22 protein-coding genes and 3 pseudogenes are annotated in these 19911 nt (G+C 73.3%); 3 read left to right on the top strand and 22 right to left on the bottom strand.

The annotated features are described in order from the left end of the window. Positions 1–21: 21 nt before the first annotated feature. A pseudogene (locus tag REH70_RS10055) lies at positions 22–986 on the bottom strand (aspartate carbamoyltransferase catalytic subunit); the annotation flags it as partial. After that, complete coding sequence (pyrR, locus tag REH70_RS10050; protein ID WP_310746993.1) at positions 983–1705, bottom strand: bifunctional pyr operon transcriptional regulator/uracil phosphoribosyltransferase PyrR; 723 nt, start codon at positions 1703–1705, stop codon at positions 983–985. The gene pyrR and the pseudogene REH70_RS10055, both read right to left, overlap by 4 nt. Positions 1706–1996: 291 nt before the next feature. On the opposite strand from pyrR, the gene REH70_RS10045 reads away from it, so the two are divergent. Further along, a complete protein-coding gene (locus REH70_RS10045; protein WP_310746992.1) occupies positions 1997–2623 on the top strand; it encodes a hypothetical protein in 627 nt (208 codons plus the stop codon). Beyond that, positions 2572–4215, top strand: a complete 1644-nt coding sequence (locus tag REH70_RS10040; RefSeq protein WP_310754070.1) for an EAL domain-containing protein — start codon at positions 2572–2574, stop codon at positions 4213–4215. The genes REH70_RS10045 and REH70_RS10040 overlap by 52 nt, the downstream gene beginning before the upstream one ends. Before the next feature lie 36 nt (positions 4216–4251). Here the strand turns inward: REH70_RS10040 and nusB are convergent, their stop codons facing one another. The 9 genes and pseudogenes from nusB to REH70_RS09995 all read right to left on the bottom strand — a co-directional run bounded on the left by nusB (position 4252) and on the right by REH70_RS09995 (position 10543). Next, positions 4252–4668 carry a transcription antitermination factor NusB gene (gene nusB, locus REH70_RS10035; RefSeq protein ID WP_310754069.1) on the bottom strand — a complete coding sequence of 139 codons (417 nt, stop codon included), beginning with the start codon at positions 4666–4668 and terminating at the stop codon, positions 4252–4254. After that, a complete protein-coding gene (gene efp, locus REH70_RS10030; RefSeq protein ID WP_310754067.1) occupies positions 4669–5232 on the bottom strand; it encodes an elongation factor P in 564 nt (187 codons plus the stop codon). It lies immediately after the preceding gene. 126 nt (positions 5233–5358) lie between these two features. After that, positions 5359–5847, bottom strand: a complete 489-nt coding sequence (locus tag REH70_RS10025) for a hypothetical protein (RefSeq protein ID WP_310754065.1) — start codon at positions 5845–5847, stop codon at positions 5359–5361. 59 nt (positions 5848–5906) lie between these two features. Beyond that, a complete protein-coding gene (locus REH70_RS10020; RefSeq protein WP_310754063.1) occupies positions 5907–6572 on the bottom strand; it encodes a hypothetical protein in 666 nt (221 codons plus the stop codon). 88 nt (positions 6573–6660) lie between these two features. Further along, positions 6661–7119: a type II 3-dehydroquinate dehydratase gene (locus tag REH70_RS10015; protein WP_310754062.1), complete on the bottom strand. Its 459-nt coding sequence runs from the start codon at positions 7117–7119 to the stop codon at positions 6661–6663. A gap of 72 nt (positions 7120–7191) precedes the next feature. After that, positions 7192–8346, bottom strand: coding sequence for a 3-dehydroquinate synthase (gene aroB, locus REH70_RS10010; RefSeq protein ID WP_310754060.1), 1155 nt, complete (start codon positions 8344–8346; stop codon positions 7192–7194). Beyond that, positions 8343–9059: a shikimate kinase gene (locus REH70_RS10005; RefSeq protein WP_310754059.1), complete on the bottom strand. Its 717-nt coding sequence runs from the start codon at positions 9057–9059 to the stop codon at positions 8343–8345. The genes aroB and REH70_RS10005 overlap by 4 nt, the downstream gene beginning before the upstream one ends. Beyond that, a pseudogene (gene aroC, locus REH70_RS10000) lies at positions 9056–10248 on the bottom strand (chorismate synthase). The gene REH70_RS10005 and the pseudogene aroC overlap by 4 nt, the downstream one beginning before the upstream one ends. Before the next feature lie 82 nt (positions 10249–10330). Then, the gene (locus REH70_RS09995; protein ID WP_310754511.1) at positions 10331–10543 is read right to left on the bottom strand and encodes a hypothetical protein; all 213 of its coding nucleotides are present in this window, start codon (positions 10541–10543) and stop codon (positions 10331–10333) included. A gap of 859 nt (positions 10544–11402) precedes the next feature. On the opposite strand from REH70_RS09995, the gene REH70_RS09990 reads away from it, so the two are divergent. Beyond that, positions 11403–11702, top strand: a complete 300-nt coding sequence (locus REH70_RS09990) for a hypothetical protein (protein WP_310754058.1) — start codon at positions 11403–11405, stop codon at positions 11700–11702. A 328-nt stretch (positions 11703–12030) separates the two neighbouring features. Here REH70_RS09990 and pilM read toward each other — a convergent pair whose 3' ends face one another. From pilM to REH70_RS09935, 11 genes and pseudogenes are all read right to left on the bottom strand, one after another. After that, positions 12031–13095 (bottom strand): type IV pilus assembly protein PilM, encoded by a 1065-nt coding sequence (gene pilM / locus REH70_RS09985; protein WP_310754057.1) that lies wholly within the window; start codon positions 13093–13095, stop codon positions 12031–12033. A 156-nt stretch (positions 13096–13251) separates the two neighbouring features. Further along, entirely contained in the window at positions 13252–13776 is a 525-nt protein-coding gene (locus tag REH70_RS09980; RefSeq protein WP_396134742.1) for a prepilin peptidase, read from the bottom strand. 33 nt (positions 13777–13809) lie between these two features. Further along, a pseudogene (locus REH70_RS20620) lies at positions 13810–13936 on the bottom strand (prepilin peptidase); the annotation flags it as partial. A gap of 97 nt (positions 13937–14033) precedes the next feature. Continuing rightward, complete coding sequence (locus tag REH70_RS09970) at positions 14034–14204, bottom strand: hypothetical protein (RefSeq protein WP_310754056.1); 171 nt, start codon at positions 14202–14204, stop codon at positions 14034–14036. Further along, on the bottom strand, positions 14162–14500 hold the full coding sequence (locus tag REH70_RS09965) for a hypothetical protein (protein WP_310754054.1): 339 nt from the start codon (positions 14498–14500) through the stop codon (positions 14162–14164). Before REH70_RS09965 ends, REH70_RS09970 begins: the two co-directional genes overlap by 43 nt. Positions 14501–14592: 92 nt before the next feature. Next, positions 14593–15399, bottom strand: a complete 807-nt coding sequence (locus REH70_RS09960) for a hypothetical protein (protein ID WP_310754052.1) — start codon at positions 15397–15399, stop codon at positions 14593–14595. Beyond that, positions 15390–16073 (bottom strand): prepilin-type N-terminal cleavage/methylation domain-containing protein, encoded by a 684-nt coding sequence (locus tag REH70_RS09955; RefSeq protein WP_310754050.1) that lies wholly within the window; start codon positions 16071–16073, stop codon positions 15390–15392. The genes REH70_RS09960 and REH70_RS09955 overlap by 10 nt, the downstream gene beginning before the upstream one ends. After that, the gene (locus tag REH70_RS09950) at positions 16070–16477 is read right to left on the bottom strand and encodes a prepilin-type N-terminal cleavage/methylation domain-containing protein (RefSeq protein WP_310754049.1); all 408 of its coding nucleotides are present in this window, start codon (positions 16475–16477) and stop codon (positions 16070–16072) included. Before REH70_RS09950 ends, REH70_RS09955 begins: the two co-directional genes overlap by 4 nt. A 111-nt stretch (positions 16478–16588) precedes the next feature. Next, positions 16589–16987, bottom strand: a complete 399-nt coding sequence (locus REH70_RS09945) for a prepilin-type N-terminal cleavage/methylation domain-containing protein (protein ID WP_310754048.1) — start codon at positions 16985–16987, stop codon at positions 16589–16591. A gap of 156 nt (positions 16988–17143) precedes the next feature. Continuing rightward, positions 17144–18370, bottom strand: coding sequence for a type II secretion system F family protein (locus REH70_RS09940; RefSeq protein WP_310754047.1), 1227 nt, complete (start codon positions 18368–18370; stop codon positions 17144–17146). Positions 18371–18377: 7 nt separating this feature from the next. Beyond that, positions 18378–19787, bottom strand: a complete 1410-nt coding sequence (locus REH70_RS09935) for a type IV pilus twitching motility protein PilT (RefSeq protein ID WP_310754046.1) — start codon at positions 19785–19787, stop codon at positions 18378–18380. Between the last annotated feature and the right edge of the window lie 124 nt (positions 19788–19911).

Raw genomic sequence — 19911 nt, 5'->3', positions numbered from 1 at the left:
CCGTGCCCGTGCCCGTGCCCGTGCCTGCGGACTCCCCGCGAGCAGCAGGTAGAGCACCGCCATGCGCACCGCGACCCCGTTGGCCACCTGCTCGACGATCACCGCGCGCGGCGAGTCGGCCGCGTCGGCCGAGATCTCCAGCCCCCGGTTCATCGGGCCGGGGTGCATGACGATCGCGTGGTCCGGCAGCAGGCCGAGGCGCCGGGCGTCCAGGCCGTAGCCGCGGGTGTACTCCAGCGGGGTCGGGAAGTACCCGCCCCCGCGGCCCCGGCGCCCATCCTCTCGCGCTGAACCCGCAGCATCATGACGGCGTCCGGCTGCTGGTCGGCCAGGACCGGGTCCAGGTGGTACGACACCCGGCACGGCCACCGCTCCACACCGACCGGGACGAGCGTGGGCGGTGCGACGAGCGTCACCTCGGCGCCCAGGGTGGTCAGGAGGTCGACGTTCGAACGGGCGACCCGCGAGTGCAGGACGTCACCGACGATGGCGACCCTGAGGCCGGCGAGGTCGCGCCCGGTGGGATCTGCCACGCCCGCGAGGTGGCGGCGGATGGTGAAGGCGTCGAGCAGCGCCTGGGTCGGGTGCTGGTGCGTGCCGTCGCCGGCGTTGACCACGGCGCCGTCGACCCACCCGGACCGCGCGAGCGTGTGCGGCGCACCGGACGCGCCGTGCCGGATGACGACGGCGTCGGCCCCCATCGCCTGCAGGGTCAGCGCGGTGTCCTTGAGCGACTCGCCCTTGGACACGCTGGACCCCTTGGCGGAGAAGTTGATGACGTCGGCGGAGAGCCGCTTGGCGGCGGTCTCGAACGAGATGCGCGTCCGGGTCGAGTCCTCGAAGAACAGGTTCACGACCGTCCGGCCCCGCAGGGTGGGCAGCTTCTTGATCTCGCGGGACTGGGTCGCGGCCATGCTCGCGGCGGTGTCGAGGATCCGGACGGCGGCGTCGCGGTCCAGGTCGGCGGTGGTGAGCAGGTGCTTCATCGGGCGTCCTCCTCGCCGCGCGTGCGCCGGGAGCCGGCGCGTCCGTCGGGGGCAGGGCCACCCGTGACGTGGTTCTCGGTCCGCGGCCCCTCGATGAGGACGGCGTCGCGCCCGTCGACCTCGTCGAGCAGCACGCGGACCCGCTCCGCCTGGGACGTCGGCAGGTTCTTGCCGACGTAGTCCGCGCGGATCGGCAGCTCGCGGTGCCCGCGGTCGACGAGTGTGGCGAGCTGGACCGCGCGCGGGCGGCCGAGGTCGCTGATCGCGTCGAGCGCGGCGCGGATGGTGCGGCCGGAGAACAGGACGTCGTCGACCAGGACGACGACCTTGCCGTCGACGCCGGACGCCGGCATCCGCGTGGTCCCGATCGGCCGGGTGGGGTGCCGGGAGAGGTCGTCGCGGTACATCGTCACGTCGAGCACCCCGACGACGCCGTCCGGGTCGACACCGGGCTCGACCGCGGCGATGCGCCGCGCGAGGCGATCGGCGAGCGGCAGCCCCCGGGTGGGGATCCCCAGCAGGACGAGGTCGTCGGCGCCCTTGTTCCGCTCGAGGACCTCGTGCGCGATGCGGGTCAGGGCCCGACCGATCTCGCCGGGACCGAGGACGACGGCGCCGGGGTGGTCACGGGGCTCGTCCGCCGGGGCGGTGGGTTCACCGGCCCCACGGACGGGATCGGTCGGCCGGTCACCGGCGGGCACAACGGGGCCAGACGTCATCTGGCGACCTCCTTCCCCGCCTCACTGGACGGGCCTTAAAGGAATGTCTGTCAGGCGACCACCCTACCCGCCGTGACGGTGCGACCCCGTCGTGGCGGGATCGCGGTGCGCCCCACACCGCGCGCACCGCTCTGGGCCGCTGCCGAGCCGACGACCGCGGTGCCGTCACCCGTCAGCACCCGGCCCGAGCGGGTGAAAAACGAGCGCCCGGCCCGCGAGCCCGGCACCTCGCACGCGCCGCACGGTCGACGTGGACAGATGTCACGGGCTCTATGACGGATACTCGGGGGCATGCCCGGAGTCGTCTCGTCGATCGCGGTGGTCACGCAGAGCGCGATCGCCGGTCTCGTCGCGGGCCTGTGCATCCTGCAGTGCATCTGGTGGCGCAGCGACCGAGGTCGCAGCGGCTCGGGCTGGCTGCTGGCGTGGACCGCCGCGATCGGGGTCCTGCTGGCGGTCAACATCGGGCTGTCGATCCTGTCACCGGCCGAGGACTACTACCGGTGGGTGGTCTTCGTGCGTTCCCAGGTCCTCGCGACGTGCGTCGTCCTGGCCCTGCCGACGGTGCGGGCGTTCACCGGCGGCCCGCCCGTCCGACCCTGGGTGCTGGCTTCGATCGCAGGCTTCGTCCTGCGTGCCGTCGTCTGGCTCACGACCGACTTCGTGCTGGTCGACAACAGCGGTGGCGCCATGGCGCGGGGGCCCCTCTCGGTGCCGACGTTCTTCCTGCCGCTCGCGGTGGTGGCCGTCTACGTGGGTCTCGCGCTGGGGCGCGTCGGGGACCGCCGCGCCCGGTGGGTGATCGCGGGCACGAGCCTGGTGTCGGTGGTGCTGCTGGCCGTGCCGTACCTCGCGCCGGTCGGGCCGTGGACCCACCCGCTCACGGTGACCTGGACGGTCCCCTGGCGGCCGGCCTGACGGCGCTCGGTCTCCGGCGCCTGGCCGTCGTCGAGCGCGACACCCGTCGGCAGCACGCGATGCGCGACGCCGTGGCCGACCTCGGCAACGCCGCCTGGTACGCGACCGAGGCGGACCCGTTGCTGGCGGAGGCCGAGGACGCCGCGCGACGCGTCCTGCGGGACCCGTCCGTCGTCGGCGCCATCGAGCCGCTGCCCCGCGGCCGGTTCACCGCCACCCTGACGTGCGGCGGCGCGTCGGCCGATGCGGGCGCGCGGAGCTTCCTGGACGACCTGGCGCGGGTGGTGTCGACGGCCGCCGAGCGCATCGCGCTCGGGCGTGACCTCGAGCAGGCGGCCTTCACCGACTCGCTGACCGGGCTGCCGAACCGCCACGCGCTCGACCGCCACCTCGCGGACGTGCTCGACCGCGCCCGACGTGACCGTTCGCGGCTCGCGGTCCTGTACTGCGACCTCGACGGGTTCAAGGTCGAGAACGACCTGCACGGGCACGGCTGGGGCGACGAGCTGCTGGTGCGCACCGCGGCGCACCTGCGCCGGTGCGTGGGCGACGACGCCGTCGTGGCGCGCTTCGGCGGGGACGAGTTCGTCGTCGTGGTGGAGCAGCCGGGGAGCGACCACGAGCTCGCCGAGCTGGGCGCGTGCATCCGGTACGGGCTGGTCGACGACGGTGACCGTCCCCTGCCGCTGCTCTCCGTCGGCGTCGCGGGCTGGTGCCCGATCGCCGGCGGTGAGCCCGACCACCTGCTGCGCCAGGCGGACACGGCGATGCTCGAGAGCAAGCGGCGCAGGTCCGGCGTCGTGGTGTTCGACGACGCGCTGCGGGACCGGATGCAGGCCGACGAGGAGCTGCGGCGCGAGCTCGGCATCGCCCTGGTCGAGGACGAGTTCACCGTGCACTTCCAGCCGGTCGTCGACGCGCGGACCATGCGGGTCGTCGGGGTCGAGGCGCTGGCCCGCTGGGAGCACGGCGGCCGGACCCGGATGCCCGGCGAGTGGTTGCCGTTCGCCGAGGACACCGGGCTCATCGTGCCGATCGGCCGTCGCGTGCTGGACGTCGCGCGGACCGGGGCCGAAGGCATGGGCCTGCCGGTCATGGTCAACCTCGCGGCGCGACAGCTCGCGGAGCCGTCGTTCGTCGACCAGCTCATCGCCGACTGGGGCGACGGGGACTGGCGCATGCTGACCCTGGAGATCACCGAGAGCGCGCTGCTGCAGGACCTGCCGCACGTGCTCGTCGCCCTGCAGTCGCTGCGCGACCGGGGTGCCCGGATCGCGATCGACGACTTCGGGACCGGCTACAGCTCGTTCGCCCGGCTCGCCGGCCTGCCGGTGGACGTGCTGAAGATCGACCGGGCCTTCGTCGACCGGGTCACCACCGACCGGGGTCGCGCGGTCATCACCGCGATCGTCTCGCTCGCCGAGGCGTACCGCCTCGACGTCGTGGCCGAGGGCGTCGAGACGACCGAGCAGCTGGACGCGCTGATCGAGCTCGGGGTGCCCAAGCTGCAGGGGTTCCTGCTCGGGCGCCCGGCAGCCGGGCGCCCGTCACCGGTCACGGTGCCCCGGCAGGCCGCGGCCGGCGGGCGCTGACGTCCCGGTGACCAGCGGGTCGGACGATCTGCCTGTCTAGGCGAGGAGCGTCGGCTTGAGGTCGACGATGCGCCCGAGCAGTCCGTTGACGAAGGTCGGGGAGTCGTCGGTGGACAGGGCCCGCGCCATCTCCACTGCCTCGTCCACCGCGACGGCGTCGGGCACGTCGTCGTTGAAGAGGATCTCCCAGGCGCCGATGCGCAGCACGGCGCGGTCGACCGCGGGCATGCGCTCCAGCGTCCAGCCGTGGGCGTGGGTCGAGAGCAGCTCGTCGATGCGGCCGCGCTCGGCGAGGACGCCCTCGACGATGTCGACCGAGTACTGCGGCAGGGCCGCCTCGGTCCCGGGCTGCGTGATGCGCTCGGCGAGCAGCGTCAGCGGGTCCCGCTGGCGCTGCTCGGCCTCGAACAGCACGTCGAGGGCACGCTTGCGTGCCTTGCTGCGAGCACCCACTTAGTCGTTCACGCGCCCCAGGTAGCCCGAGTCACGGGTGTCGACCTTGACCTTGGTGCCGGTCTCGAGGAACAGCGGGACCTGGATCTGGTGACCCGTCTCGAGCGTGGCGGGCTTGGTGCCGCCGGTCGAGCGGTCACCCTGCAGGCCCGGCTCGGTGTACGTGATCTCGAGGACGACCGACGGCGGCAGCTCGACGTACAGCGGGATGCCCTCGTTCGTCGCGACCATCGCGCTCTGGCTCTCGAGGAGGAAGTTCGCGGCGTCGCCGACGGTGGCCTCGGAGACCATGAGCTGGTCGTAGGTGTCCGTGTCCATGAACACGTAGTCGTTGCCGTCCTTGTACAGGTACTGCATGTCGCGCTTGTCGACGTTCGCCGTCTCGACCTTCAGGCCGGCGTTGAACGTCTTGTCGACGACCTTGCCCGACAGGACGTTCTTCAGCTTCGTGCGCACGAAGGCGCCGCCCTTGCCCGGCTTGACGTGCTGGAACTCGACGACGGTCCACAGCTGGCCGTCGATCTTGAGGACGGTGCCGTTCTTCAGGTCATTGGTGGTGGCCACGGTGGGTGCTCTCTCGTCGAAGGGGTGTCATGTGCCGGCGCACCGTGCGGGCGATCGAAGGGCAGGGCGCGGCAGACCGCCGTCGATCCTAGCCTGCGGCCGGGTGGGGCGTCCGGCGGGCGTGCGTCACACGCCGAGCACCCGGGTGCCGAGCAGCGCGGCACCGGCGATGCCGCACCCCGCCGCCCACCCCAGGGAGCCGAGCGTGCCGATGACGAACCGCTCGGAGCTGCCGGGGTGCTCGCGCAGCTCCGGGTATCGGCCCAGGCCCTTCACCGCGATGACGAACGCGACACCGGCCGGGTAGCCGGCGAGGAGTACGCCGGTCACGGCCAGGCGCTCCAGGACGCCGATCCACGTCCCGCCCCGCAGGGGACCGGGCTCGTCGGGCTCGGTGGGTCGGGCCGGCTCCGGTGGCGGCGCGGGTGGGCCGGGAGAGACCCAGGCGCCCGACGGGGCGGGCCGTGGGGAAGGCGCGACGTCGTCGTCGTCCACGGGACCGGAGTCCGACGAGCGTGACGCGACCCGCAGCAGAAGGGCGACGACGCCCCATCCGCCCAGCGCCGACACCGTCAGCGATCCCACGACGACGAGCGCCGTCAGCCAGTGGTTCATCGGTCTCCGTCCGTCCGTCCCTCGTCAGTCCGTCATCCGGCGTTCTCTCACCCGGCCCGTCATCCGGCGGTCCGTGCCGTGTCCACCCGGCCCCGCGGGGGTGTGCGTGTCCCCGCGGTGACGAGCAGCCTTCCCAGCAGGGGCCGCGCCGCGAGCTCCTCGGCCCACAGCGCGGTGCGGAGCCGTTGGCTGACCGCCTGCTGGGTGATGCCGAGGCGCTCGGCGACATCCTCCTGCCGAGCACCCACACCGAGATCGTGCAGGGTGTCGATGACCGCCCAGCCGGCCGGTGTCCGCCGAGCGGCCACGGCGGCGACCAGCGTGAGGACGGCTTCGGCGTCGGCCGCGACGACCGGGTCCTCCCCCACGACCGCTGCCGGCACCGGGACCGGCCGGGACTTGGCGCGCTCGACGGCGGCTCGTGCGAGCACGAAGGCGGGACCCGCACCAGCGCGGCTGCTGGCCGGCAGCGGGTGGTCGACGTCGCCGCACCCGACGCCCACGCTCCATCCACCGAGGCGCAGGACGCTCAGGACGAGCTCGACGGCGAGGTCGCCGTCGTCGACCACGGCCTGGACCTCGTCCCCGACGGTGCGCTCGAAGGGTCGGACGAGGCCGGCCGCGCCGGAGGTGCGGTCGAGGACCGCCTCCAGGTGCGACAGCAGCACGTCGACGCGGTCCCCCTCGCGGCGGCTGCCCTGCTGGTCGATCGTGAGGACGAGCATCGCACAAGGCTAGGGCTTGATGTGTCGACCCACAAGGTAGGGAGTTTGTTGGAGCGCCCACAAGGGCGCGCCCGACCTCGGGGTGTCCTCAGGCCTGGTGGCCTTCCGCGAGCGCGTCGGCGATCGCAGCGAGGGCGTAGCGGTAGGAGCGAAAGCCGAAGCCCGCCACGGTGCCCGTCGCGACAGGTCCCACCACGGAGTGCTGGCGGAACGCCTCGCGTGCCGCCGGGTTCGACAGGTGGACCTCGACGAGCAGCAGCCCGGCGGTGCCGACCTGGGCGGCCGCATCCCGCAGCGCGTAGGAGTAGTGCGTGAAGGCGGCCGGGTTGATGACGACGTGGCTGCGGGTGTCGACCGCCTCGTGCAGCCAGCCGACGATCTCCGACTCGTCGTCGGTCTGCCGGACGTCGACGTCCAGACCGAGCTCGGTCCCCCACCCCTGCGCGGCGGCGACGAGATCGGGGAGGGACGCGGAGCCGTACACCTCCGGCTCGCGCACGCCGAGCCGGCCGAGGTTGGGTCCGTTGAGCACGAGCACGTGGGTCATGCGGGCGAGCGTAGAGGTGGTGGCGGAATCCACGAGACACGTCTCGGCTGCGGCGCGGGACGCACCGCACCCCTACAGGGCGATCGGTCCCCGTCCGGTCGGCGCGTCCGCGCTGATCTCGGCGTACGCGGCCGCGAGCAGCGTCGGGTCCGGCCCCTCCAGGCGGGTCGGCCTGGCGACGTCGTCGAGCACGACGAACCGCAGGAGATCGCCACGCGACTTCTTGTCCCGGCGCATGACCGCGAGCAGCTGCTCCCACCGGTCGCCGCGGTAGGTCACCGGCAGCCCGACCGACTGCAGGATCGCCCGGTGACGGTCCACCACCGACTCGTCGAGCTTCCCGGCGAGCCGGGCGAGCTCGGCGACGAAGACCATGCCGACGGACACCGCCGCTCCGTGCCGCCAGTCGTAGCGCTCGACCTGCTCGATCGCGTGCGCCAGCGTGTGGCCGTAGTTGAGGATCTCGCGCTGCCCTCGATCGGTGAGGTCCTCCCCCACGACCCGCGCCTTGACCCGGATGGACCGCTCGATGAGCTCGGTGAGCACGTCCTCGCCGGCGGTGTCCTCCCCGGAGGACCCGCCGCGCTCCACCAACCCGGTCGGGTCCGCCTCGACGAGCTCGAGGATCCGCGGGTCGGCGATGAACCCGCACTTGATGACCTCGGCGAGCCCGGCCACGAAGTCCCACTTGGGCAGCGACTCGAGCGACGCGAGGTCGCACAGCACGCCGGCCGGCGGGTGGAACGTGCCGACGAGGTTCTTGCCCTCCACGGTGTTGATCGCGGTCTTCCCACCGACGGCGGCGTCGACCATCGCCAGCAGCGTCGTCGGGATGTGGACGACCTTGATGCCACGCAGCCACGTCGACGCGACGAAGCCGGCGAGGTCGGTCGTCGCGCCCCCGCCCACCGAGACGATCGCGTCGGAGCGCGTGAAGTCGGCCTGCCCGAGGATCTGCCAGCAGAACGAGGCGACCTGGGCCGACTTGGCGTTCTCGGCGTCCGGCACCTCGGCGAGGATCGCCTGGTACCCCTGCGCGACGAGGTCCTCGCGGACGGCGTCGGCCGACGTCGTCATCGCCTCGGTGCAGATGACGAGCACGCGCTGCACGCCCTCGCCGAGGAGCGCGGGCAGGTCGCCGAGCAGGCGCCGCCCGATCACCACGTCGTACGCCTGCGCGCCCTCGACGCGCACGACCCGGGTCGCGCTGTGCTCCGTGGTGCTCACCGTGCTTCTCCTTCGGGTGCGGGTGCGGGTGCGGGCGTGGGTGTCGCGGGGTCCTGCCTCGGCTCCGCCGACGACGCCTCGGACGACGACGGCGTCGACGACGACGACGACGCGGCCTCGTCCGAGGTCGCCGAGGCGGCCGCGAGCTGGTCGGTGAGGTGCTCGGCGAGGTGGTCGGCGACCTCGCGTGCGGCCTGCGCCGCGGTCCGGCCGTCGGTGCTGACGACCAGCGTGGCGACTCGCTCGTAGACCGGCCGACGCCGGTCCATGAGCGACTGCCACTGCGCCCGCGGGTTGCCCATGAGCAGCGGCCGGGACGTGTTGAACCCGACCCGCGGCGCGGCCTGCGCCAGGGACACGTCGAGGAAGACCACCGTCCCGCCGCGCTCGGCGTACGCCAGGAGGTCGGCCTCGGTGAGCGGGTCCATGACGGCCCCGCCGCCGAGCGCGAGCACGCCGCGGTGCTCCACGAGAGCGCGCGCGACGGCGGCCCGCTCCCGGGTGCGGAACGTGGGCTCGCCGTCGTCGACGAAGATGTCGCGGATCGGCTTGCCCGCGGCGACCTCGACGTCGTGGTCGGTGTCCCGGACCGTGACGCCCAGGAGGTCGGCGAGACCCCGCGCGACCGTGGACTTGCCGGCACCGGGCGGGCCGACCAGCACGGCGACCGGCCGCGTGCCGGGGACGGGGCCGGGTCGTGGCGTCGCGGTCACCGCTGCAGCTCGGGGACGGCCGCGAGGTACGCCTCGACGTTGCGGGCCACCTCGCCGACCGAGTCCCCGCCGAACTTCTCCAGCAGCGCGTCGGCGAGCACGAGCGCGGTCATCGCCTCGGCGACGACGGCGGCCGGCGGGACCGCGCACACGTCCGAGCGCTGGTGCTGGGCCTTGGCAGGCTCGCCGTTCGCGGTGTCGATCGTGGACAGCGCACGCGGCACGGTCGAGATCGGCTTCATCGCGGCGCGGACCCGCAGCACCTCACCGTTGGCCATCCCGCCCTCGATGCCGCCGGCGCGGTTGGACAGCCGCCGGATCCGGCCGGAGACCGGGTCGCGCTCGATCTCGTCGTGCGCCTGGGACCCGCGGCGGGCGGCCGTCCGGAAGCCGTCGCCGACCTCGACGCCCTTGATCGCCTGGATGCCCATGAGCGCGGCGGCGAGGCGGGCGTCGAGCCGCCGGTCGCCGTGCACGTAGGAGCCGATGCCGGACGGCACGCCGTAGGCGAGCACCTCGACGATTCCGCCGAGGGTGTCGCCCGCGCTGTGGCAGTCGTCGATCTCCGCGACCATCGCGGCCGACGTCGCCGGGTGCGCGCAGCGCACGGGGTCGGCGTCCAGCGCGGCGACGTCGTCGGGCAGGGGCAGCGGGGCGTCGTCGGGCACGCCGACGGGGCCGATCGCGACGACGTGCGAGACGAGGCGGATGCCGGCGGCCTGCTCGAGGAACCGGGCGGCGACGGTGCCGAGCGCGACCCGGGTCGCGGTCTCGCGGGCGGAGGCACGCTCGAGGACCGGCCGGGCGTCGTCGAAGCCGTACTTGCGCATGCCGACGAGGTCGGCGTGGCCCGGCCGCGGGCGGGTGAGGGTGCGTTGCGGGCCCGGTTGAGCTTCTCGGGGTCGTCGACCGGGTCGGCGGACATGACGTCGACCCACTTGGGCCACTCCGTGTTCCCGATCTCGATCGCGACCGGTCCGCCCTGGCTCTCGCCGTGCCGGACGCCGCCGAGGATGCGGACGTCGTCCTGCTCGAACTTCATCCGCGCGCCGCGCCCGTAGCCGAGGCGGCGCCGCGCGAGCGCATCGCGCAGGTCGTCCGTGGTGAACGCGACGCCTGCGGGCAGCCCCTCGAGGATCCCCACCAGGGCGGGGCCGTGCGACTCTCCGGCGGTCAACCAACGCAGCATGGCGTCGATCCTTCCACGGGCGGCGACGTGCCTCGGCCCGCGTCCGGGCTGCGGACGCGGGCCGAGGTCGGGTGGGGTCGGGTCAGCCGTCCAGGCCGACGTCCGGACCGACTGGCACGGGCGCGCCGGCTGCGGCGTCCGCGGCTGCGGCCTCCGCCGCTGCCGCGGCGGCCTGCGCTGCGGCCGCCGACGCGTCCGCCTGAGCCTGCGAGGCGGCGGTCGCCGCGGCGAGCCGCTCCTCGAGGGCGGCGGCGATGCTGTCGGCGACCACCGTCGCGGGGTCCGGCGCGGGCACCTCCGGCTCGACCGCGACGTCGGCGTCGGCCGGCAGGAAGGGGTGCCCGTCGACGCGAGGGGCAGCGCCCCCGTGTCGCCGGCACCGTCGGAGGCGCCACCCACCGCGACACCGTCGGACGTGGGCAGCACGTAGGCGAACGCGCCGATCGCCGCGCGGATGTCCCCCGCGACCGACGCGCGGGCGCCGTCGGACCCGTCGGACGGCTCGAGCGCGGTGATCCGGAGCGACGCGACGTGCAGCTGACGGTCGAGACCCGTCTGCAGCGCGCGCAGGAACGCGCGGACGCCGTCGACCGAGCCGGCTGCCGTCGCCGTGAGCGGGATCGCGATCATCCCCTCCACGGGCGGGGCGGTGACAGGTGCGCCCGGGAGGACGTCCGTGGCGACGGGCTCGGCCTCCCCGATCGCGGTGTCCGGGGCCACCTCCCCGGGTGCCGGAGCGGTCCCGCCCGCTGCCGCGGCCGCCGTCATGTCGAGCGACTCGAGCACCTCGATGCCGACGAGCTGCACATCGGCGCCCGCCGCCGCGGCGTGGATCTCCCGGCTCAGGGCGGTGAGCTCGGCATCGCTCGGCAGCTGCCGGCGGAGCTCGGAGAGCTCGGCCCGGTACGCGTCGATCCCGGCGAACTCGGCCTCGAGCGCGGCGAGGTTGCCGGTGAGTGCCGCGTTCTGGGCGCGCGTCTGCACTGCCTGGTCCCGGCTCGCGGCGGCGTCGTCGAGCATGGGCTCGAGCAGCAGCAGCCACGACCCGAGGAGCACGACGAGGCACACGACGGCCGTCCCGATCATCCAGCGCACGGTCGACGCGGTGCGCGTCATGAGTCCCCTCGGTCGGGTCGAAGCGGTGGGAGTAGGCGGTGGCGTCCACCTGGACGGTGCCGGTCACGTCGTACGGCAGGGCGCCGGCCGGGCCGTCGTCGGCGAGCACCGCGGCGGCGATGCGGGCGTCGCTGAACCCGGGCACGGCGTCGAGGGCGTCGGCCCACGCGGCCGTGTCCGGGACGTCGCGCGCGACGGCGGTGAACCGGAGGGTGCCGACGCCGCCGCTGACCAGCGGGTCGGCCGACACGGGTGCGGCGGTCAGGGTCGCCCCGCTGTGCTCGACCGTGGAGATCCGGACGCCGTCGGGCGTGACGGCGGCGAGGGCACCGAGGTAGTCCGACCAGAGGACCTCGTGGGCGAGCGCGTACGCGCGCGCCGTCCGGACCGTCTCGAGCTCGGTACGCACCGCGGTGACCTCCACGAACGGCCGCTGCTTGGCGAGCAGCTGAGCGGTCTCCGCCTCGACCTGCGCGAGCTCGGACGCGGCCGTCTGGGTCTGGACGTGCCCGACGGCGGCGACCGCGCCGACGGCGACCGCCGTCACGCCGACCGACGCGACCATCCAGCGCTTGACGATGCCGAGGCTGCGGGCCTCGCGGATCTCGGACGGGAGCAGGTTGACCTGGGGCCACGAGGGGGCGGTGGCGACCGTCGACGTGGGCCTCATGCGGCCACCCCGTAGGCGAGCCCGATCGGCGTCGCGAGAGACGGGGAGTGCCCGACGGCGTCCTCGAGGTGCGCGGTCGCCGCGACCTTCAGGGCCGCGAGCGGGTCACCGGCCACGACCGTCAGGCGGCTCGTGCTCTCGAGGTACCGGTCCAGCCCGGGCAGCTGGGACCCGCCACCGGTGAGGACGGCCACCTCGATGCCGGCGCCGGGGTTGTTGCTGGCGTAGTAGACGAAGGTGTTGCGGACGGCCTCCATGAGCGGTCGGACCACGGTGCTGATCGCCTCCCCCGCGGCGGCGAGGTCGGCCTCGACGGCATACCCGATGCCGACGCTGCGCTTGACGACCTCGGCCTCCGCGGCCGCGATCCCCAGGGCGCCGGCGACGGCGTCGGTCACGTTCTGGCCACCGGAGGGCAGCATGCGCACGAAGCGCGGCACGCCGCGGGCGACGATGACGACCTGCGTGATCCGCGCGCCGATCTCCACGAGCGCCACGGTCTGGTCCGCGTACGCGTCACGGGTGAGGGCACGCAGCAGCGCGAAGGGCGTGAGGTCGACCATGCGTGGGCGCAGGCCCGCCGACTCGACCGCCATGAGGTTGGCCCGGACGGTGTCGCGGGTGGCCGCGACGAGCATCCCCTGCATCATCCGGCCGCCGGAGCCCTCACGCTCACCGGTCGGGTAGTAGTCGAGCAGCGCCTCCTCGACCGGCATCGGGATGAGCTCCTGCACCTGGAACGGCAGCGACGCCCGGATCTGCGGCAGCGGCATCCAGGGGAGCTCGAGCTCACGGACGACGACGCGCTGGTTGCCGACGCCGATGTTCACGTCGCGCGACGTGAACTTCCCCTTCACCCACAGCTCCTGCAGGGCGGCCGTCACGGCCGGGCCGTCCGCGACCTCGCCGTCGCGGATGGCGCCGAGCGGCAGAGGCACCTGGGCGTAGCGCGTCAGGGTGGGGACGCCCTTGCCGGCCGCCCCTCCACGCCCGAGCCGGACCTCGACGGCGCGCACGTGGGTGCTGCCGAGGTCGAGCCCGATGACTCCTACCTTGGGCACGGAGATTCCCTTCTCGTGGTCCGGTGAGTTGACGTGCCTATCGGTCGGGCGGGCGCGGGTATGACGCATCACGGGTGCGTCGGCCGGGTGAGAACGCGCCCGCGGCCGGAGTCGACGGGGCGAGGCGACGGGCCGGTGCCGTCGCGCCCGTGGTCCTCAGACCAGCAGGCGCACGTAGGCGGCCCACAGCGGTTCGCCCACGGCGACCCCCACGGCTGCTCCGAGGAGCATCCACGGGCCGAACGGGATCCCGCTGCCCCTGCTCGCCCGTCGGGTCGCCAGCAGACCGATCGCGAAGATCCCACCGAGCAGGAACGCGCCGAACGAGCCGACGGCGAACGTCCCCCAACCCAGCCAGGCCAGCGCGCCACCGAGCAACCCGGCGAGCTTGACGTCGCCGAAGCCCATGCCCTGCGGGTACGCCACGCACAGGGCGAAGTAGGCGACCCACAGCGCGACGCCGCCGATCACCGCCCGGACGAGCGCCGGCCAGTCGCCGCTCCCCCAGCTGGCGAGCACGAGCAGCGCCGCGAGCACCGGGTAGGACGGCAGGACGATCACGTTCGGCAGTCGGTGGGTGTCGAGATCGATCAGGGCGAGGGCGACACCCATCGCGGCGAGGTAGGCGATCGCCGGCACGGCCCACGGCTCGACGTGCCACGCGACGAGCCCGAACAGCACCGCGGTGGCGAGCTCGACGAGCGGGTAGCGCGCGGAGATTTGCGCCCCGCAGTCACGGCATCGCCCGCGCAGGAGCAGCCACGACAGCACCGGGACGTTGTCGCGCGGACGGACGGGGTGACCGCACTCGGGGCAGGCGCTGGGCGGATACGCGACGGACTCCCCGCGGCACGCGCCAGACGACGACGTTGAGGAAGGAGCCGACGAGGAGGCCGAGGACGGTCAGGGGGACGACGAGGAGCACGCGGATCAGCCCGTCACGTCACGCTTGGAGACGAGGCTCCAACCCGCGAGCACCGGGGGGTCATCGTGCCGAACTGGCCGTACATGAGATGGGTCGAGGCGCCGAGGCGGACGTCGCAGCCGTAGATCTGCCCGGCCATGCTCAGGCTCGTGGCGACGTCGATCTTCTCGCTGCTGTACAGCATGACCTTGGTCTCGGAGTCGGTGATGAACCCGCCCCCGTCATCCGGATCCCCTTGGCCGCGCCGGTCGCGCACGCGCCGGTGCGCGCCGGGTCCCAGGGCTTGATGACGTAGAGGGAGTGAGTGCCCGTCCCCGGCTTGGAACGCACGGTGATGTACCCGCTGAGATCGAAGTCGTCCACCAGCCACACCATGTCGCCGCTGAGCTCGACGGTGACATTCACCCGGATCTTCAGCGGGCCGGGGACGTGCGCCGGCTTCGACGCGATCGGTCCGCTGCACTGCCGGGCGTCGATCACGATGCTGGGCAGCGGATGCGGTCCGGTCTGCTGGCCGGAGATGTCACACGGGTGCGCAGCGGAGTTGGGATCGAGCTGCCAGATGGCCTGGCTCAGCGGGACGGGGGTGGGGCCAAGGCGGAGAGGCGGGGGTCGCCCGGGACGATCCGCGGGAACTCGTTGCGAGGATTGTCCGCCTTGTACTTGGCCTTGTCGTACCTCGTTCCCGAGGTGACGCAGGAGCCGTTGTCGACGTACGTGCCACCGATGTGCAGGTCACCCGGCTCGAGCGTCGCCCCGCTCGGGGTCGTCGCCGCGGACTGCGACATGGACCCGTTGCACCGGAAGTCGCCGGCCGTGCTGATCGCTCCGGTGATCGACGTCGCCGCGGCGATGTCGATGTGGTGCTCGCCCATGATCGTGTTGGGGAACAGCGGCCGGGACGGCTCGGCGACGACGATCGTGTAGATGCCCTCCATCACGGCGTGCGGGCGCGACGTGAGCGGGCCCGAGCCGGGCGCATACCCGGTGGAGCGGATGCGGACCTCCGTCGAGTCGGACTTGGGGCACCCGGTGCTCCAGCTGCCGGACCCGGCGGTCTTCCGGTACGCGACCTGGAGCCTGAACGTCGGCTCTGTGCCGGAGGCAGGGGTGATGGTGCCGTTCGAGCCGCCCCCGGTGCAGGTGGCGAACCTTGCCCGCGCGTAGTCCAGCCCGGCTTCCGCCGCTGCGGAGGCCTGGACGCCCGCGCGGCCGGCGCTCGTGACCCCGGACGCGAACACGGTGGTCGCCAGGAGGCTGACGGCGATGACCGCCGTGACCGCGATGATGCCGAGGACGGCGGCCATCGCGCTGCCCGCTTCGGAGTCGCGCGCGGCGTCACGCACGTCGCCGGACCGGGGCGGGCGGGTCAGAAGCATGGTGTGCTCGCCGTCTCGCCCTGGGGGCGCTTGGTGATGGATGTGGACAGGGCCACCGGCGGGCGCTCGCGCGCCCCGATCAGGACCACGGGTGGGCGCTCGCCCGCTCCGATCTCGAGGCCGATTCGCACCGTGGTGGGGGTGGCCGTGGGGGTCACCTCGAACACCGGGACCGGGGCGGGCGCGGGGCCGGGCCCGCGCCACTTGGCGGCGGTGACCCCGCTCGCGAGCTCGGTCCACCCCGGGGTGGTGGCGGCAGCCGGTCGGACGATCGGCGACCCGACCTTCTCGGCGGCGACACGCCGGGTGCGGACGGTCCCCGCGAACGCGTCGTAGTACCACGCCTGGCAGAACCACCGGGGAGAGGCGTCGGTCCCACGGGTGCGCACCACCAGCAGCTGGCTGGGGTCGACGTCCTCGGGGTCGCCAAAGGCCGTCGCACGGATCGCCGACGCGTTGCGGACGCCGGACTCCACGGACGCCGCGACGGCCTGGACCGACGCGGTGGCGGTGTTGACCGCCTGCACGTCCCGCTGGGCGATGACGGCTCCGAGCAGGAGCGAGCCGGCCAGGGGCAGCACGATCGCCAGCAGCGCGCAGTAGACGAGCAGCTCGGCCAGGGTGAACCCGCGCTCCGGCCCGCCGGCGGCGATGCGCCGCCGGAGGCGGCTCACGGCCCGCCCACCGAGACGAGCGTCGTCGCGGTCGCCAGCGGCTCGGTCGGGGCGGTGGCGCGGGCGACCTGGACGGTGAACCGCACGAGTCCGGAGGAGCACTCGCCGACGACGTCCGTCCTCGCCTGGAGCACCACACCGCGGGGGTCGGTCACTGTGCGGACCGGGGAGGCGTTGTTCTCGTCCGTCGGGCACGTCGCCGTGGCGCGCACCGCTTCCATCTCGTCGGCCACCATGCGGCTCGCTGTCGCGACCGTCGCGCCCGTCCTCGCCGCGGCGACGCTGCGGGCCACCAGCGGCAGGAAGGCCATCGCGATCACGCCGAGCAGGACCATGGCCACGATGACCTCGACGAGGCTGAAGCCGGCTTCGCCGGCATCGGCGCGTGATCGGCGCTCCGTCATCGGTACTCCTCGTCCTGGTCAGTGTGCGGGTGGTGTGCGGCGATGGATGCGCAGAAGGCTGTGGGGCACGACGGAGCCCGTCGTGCCCCACACCGGGTCAGGCGACGGGTGTCAGCAGGCGCCGTCCTCGACACCGCTGGCCTCGGTCGTGTGGAAGGTGTTCACCGTGCTGTTGGAGCTCGACACGGCCTCGAGGCAGAAGGTGCCGCCCGCTGCGTCGTAGGAGTCCACGGTCAACGAGTCGGTGGTCTCGGACGGGGTGAAGCCGGGCACCGGCTGGCCGGTGGCCACGGCGAGGTCCGGGTCCTCGACGAGCTGGACGACGAGCGCCGTCTTCGCGTTCGCGAGGTCGGCCCGGGTGGCCGAGTCGCGCGCGCCGTTCTGCTGGTTCAGGTACACCGGGATCGCGATCGCGGCGAGGATGCCGATGATGATGACGACGACCAGCAGCTCCACGAGGGTGAAGCCCTTCTGGTTCTCGGCGAGGGACTTGCGGACACGAGCCATCATGGTGGGCTCTCCTTCGTGAATTCCGTGCGGGTGGATGGGGCTGAGGTACGCCTGCCCTATCGGCGCCCGGCCCGGGGCTGTGAGCCGGTCCGCGCCACTTCGGCGCTATTCACCCGTCCGCTCGCGGGAACGGCCGGCCTGGTGGCCGGTGAATGCCTACTCGATGAGCGTGAAGATGTTGAAGATCGGCAGGTAGAGGGCGATGATCATGCCGCCGATGACGGCCCCGAGGACGGCGATCATCAGCGGCTCGATGAGCGAGGTCAGCTGCTCCGTGGTGCTCTGGACCTCCTGGTCGTAGAACTCGGAGATCTTCGCGAGCATGGTCTCCAGCGCACCGGCGTCCTCACCCACCGCGATCATCTGGACGACCATCGGCGGGAAGACCGGGTGCTCGGCGAGCGGGCCGGCCAGTGAATGGCCGTTGCGGACGCTCTCCTTGACCTGGGCGACGGCGCGTTCGATCGCCCAGTTGCCGCTGGTCTCGCCGACGATGTCGAGCGCCTGCAGGATGGGCACGCCGGCGCCCATCATCGTGCCGAAGTTCCGGCTGAACCGAGCGATCGCCACCTTCTTGAACAATGCCCCGAACACGGGCATCCGCAGCTTCAGCGGGTCGACCCGCGCGCGCACACCGGCGTCGTACCGGTGCTTTCCCCACCACCACGCGAACACCACGCCGAGCACCAGGCCCACGGGCGCGAACCACGCCATCGCATGGCTGAGGGTGACGAGGACGCGCGTGGGCAGCGGCAGCTGACCGCCGAGCCCGGCGAACATGTCCTGGAACACCGGGACGATGAAGATGAGCATCCCGACCACGGCGAGGATCGCCATCGCGAACACCATGACCGGGTAGGTCATCGCGGACCTGATGGTGCTCCGCAGCTTGACCTCGGCCTCGTAGTTCTCCGCGACCGACACCAGCGCGTCCTCGAGGAAGCCGCCCGTCTCACCCGCGCGGACGAGGTTGACCATGAGGGGCGGGAAGACGTCCTTGTGCGCGCCCAGGGCGGTCGACAGCCCGAGACCGTTCTCGACGTCGTGCCGCACGCGTCCGAGCACCCGGGCGAGGCTCTTGCTCTCCGTCTGGTCGGCGAGGATCGTCAGGGCCCGCAGGAGCGACAGCCCCGCCGAGACCATGGTCGCCAGCTGCCGGGCCATGATGGCGATGTCCTTGAGGCTGACCCGGTCGGCGAGCGTGGGCAGCGTGATCTCGCGCTGCAGGCCAGACGTGCTCACCTCGTTGATCGCGACCGGCGCCATCCCCATGGTCTTGAGCCGGTTGGCCACCGCCGCGGTGTTGGTCGCCTCGATGCGGCCCTTGACGATCTTCCCGCTGCGGTCGCGGACGGCGTACTGGAACGTCCTGGTGTCGGCCATCAGCGGGTCACCGTCTCCCACGTCGCCATGGCCGCCGGCATCGCGCCGAACGGGTCGTCCGCGGCGCCGTCGACCAGGGGGCCCCGGGGGCGCCGGTGGTGCGGCCGCTGCCGGTGCGACCGGTCAGCCGGGTGAAGTCCTCGGCGTGGTGGCACTTCTCCAGGCCGTCCTCGTAGGTCACCCGCCCGGACGTCACCAGCTCGGCGAGGTCCTGGTCGAGCGTGTGCATCCCGTACTGACCACCGGCCTGCATCACGGAGTACAGCTGGTGGGTCTTGCCCTCGCGGATGAGGTTGCGGATCGCCGGCGTGGCCACCATGACCTCGGTGGCCACCGCGCGACCTCGCCCGCTCGCCGTCCGGCACAGCGTCTGGGAGACGATCCCCTGCAGCGCGCCCGCGAGCTGCGTGCGGATCTGCCCGTGCTGCTCGGCCGGGAAGACGTCGATGATGCGGTCGACCGTCTGCGCGGCGTCCTGCGTGTGCAGGGTCGCGAAGACGAGGTGGCCGGTCTCGGCGGCCGTCAGGGCGACCGAGATCGTCTCGAGGTCGCGGAGCTCGCCGACGAGGATGATGTCGGGGTCCTGACGCAGGGCGTGGCGCAGCGCCGCGGTGAACGAGTGCGTGTCCGCGCCGACCTCCCGCTGGTTGACCAGGCAGCTCTTGTGCTTGTGCAGGAACTCGATCGGGTCCTCGACGGTGACGATGTGGTCGTGCCGCGTGCGGTTGGCCAGGTCGATGATGGCCGCCAGGGTCGTCGACTTGCCGGAGCCGGTCGGGCCGGTGACGAGCACGAGCCCGCGCGGCAGGCCGGCGAAGTTGCCGACCACCGCCGGCACCCCCAGCTGCTCGAGCGCCTTGATCTCGTGCGGGATCAGGCGGAACACCGCGCCGACCGACGAGCGCTGCTGGTACAGGTTCACGCGGAACCGCGCAGCCCCGGCGACGGCGTAGGCGAAGTCGAGCTCGAGCTCGGCCTCGAACCGTTCGCGCTGCCGCTGGGTCAGGGCGGCGTAGACGCTGCGCTGCAGCGAGGTCCCCGACAACGGTCCGTGCCCCTCGAGCGGCCGGAGCGTGCCATCGACCCGGAGCATGGGCGGCGCGCCCGCGCTCAGGTGCAGGTCGGAGGCGCCGGCGGCGATGGTGGCGCGCAGGGCGGTGTCGAGGTCGAGGTCCCGGTCGCGGAAGCCGGTCAGCCCGACCCGCGAGCCGTGGTCCGGCGCGCCGGGCGGCGGCGCCCCGAGCACCCCGAGCGCCCCGAGCGCCCCGGGGGTCGAGAGGTCGGTCAGGTCCGACGGGGGCATGCCGCGTGCCGGGCCTTGGGCCGGGACACCGACGGCGGGTGACGCGGACGGGGCCGGCCACAACGGCGCGGGGAACCCCGCCGGGTCCTCGTCCACCAGGTAGGACTCGCTCACGGGTGCGCCTCTCAGGTCGTCGGGCCGCCGACGGCGGACTCCCGGGCACGGCGCACCGATCACGGAGCGCCGTCGGCGTTCCCATCGGCAGCGCCCGGTCCGTCATGAGCGCCGCCCGGCCGTT

Source organism: Cellulomonas sp. ATA003 (assembly GCF_031582905.1).
GTDB lineage: Bacteria > Actinomycetota > Actinomycetes > Actinomycetales > Cellulomonadaceae > Pengzhenrongella.
This window is presented reverse-complemented; position numbering and strand designations above follow the sequence as displayed.

Bases quoted from the DNA above. Each gene is read 5' to 3' on its own strand.
- REH70_RS09950 (WP_310754049.1), bottom strand. From the start codon at position 16,477: ATGACGGAGCGCCGATCACGCGCCGATGCCGGCGAAGCCGGCTTCAGC.
- REH70_RS10020 (WP_310754063.1), bottom strand. From the start codon at position 6,572: ATGCTCGTCCTCACGATCGACCAGCAGGGCAGCCGCCGCGAGGGGGAC.
- REH70_RS09970 (WP_310754056.1), bottom strand. From the start codon at position 14,204: ATGCTGTACAGCAGCGAGAAGATCGACGTCGCCACGAGCCTGAGCATG.
- REH70_RS10025 (WP_310754065.1), bottom strand. From the start codon at position 5,847: ATGAACCACTGGCTGACGGCGCTCGTCGTCGTGGGATCGCTGACGGTG.
- REH70_RS10045 (WP_310746992.1), top strand. From the start codon at position 1,997: ATGCCCGGAGTCGTCTCGTCGATCGCGGTGGTCACGCAGAGCGCGATC.
- REH70_RS09940 (WP_310754047.1), bottom strand. From the start codon at position 18,370: ATGGCCGACACCAGGACGTTCCAGTACGCCGTCCGCGACCGCAGCGGG.
- pyrR (WP_310746993.1), bottom strand. From the start codon at position 1,705: ATGACGTCTGGCCCCGTTGTGCCCGCCGGTGACCGGCCGACCGATCCC.
- REH70_RS09945 (WP_310754048.1), bottom strand. From the start codon at position 16,987: ATGATGGCTCGTGTCCGCAAGTCCCTCGCCGAGAACCAGAAGGGCTTC.
- REH70_RS10015 (WP_310754062.1), bottom strand. From the start codon at position 7,119: ATGACCCACGTGCTCGTGCTCAACGGACCCAACCTCGGCCGGCTCGGC.
- REH70_RS09960 (WP_310754052.1), bottom strand. From the start codon at position 15,399: ATGCTTCTGACCCGCCCGCCCCGGTCCGGCGACGTGCGTGACGCCGCG.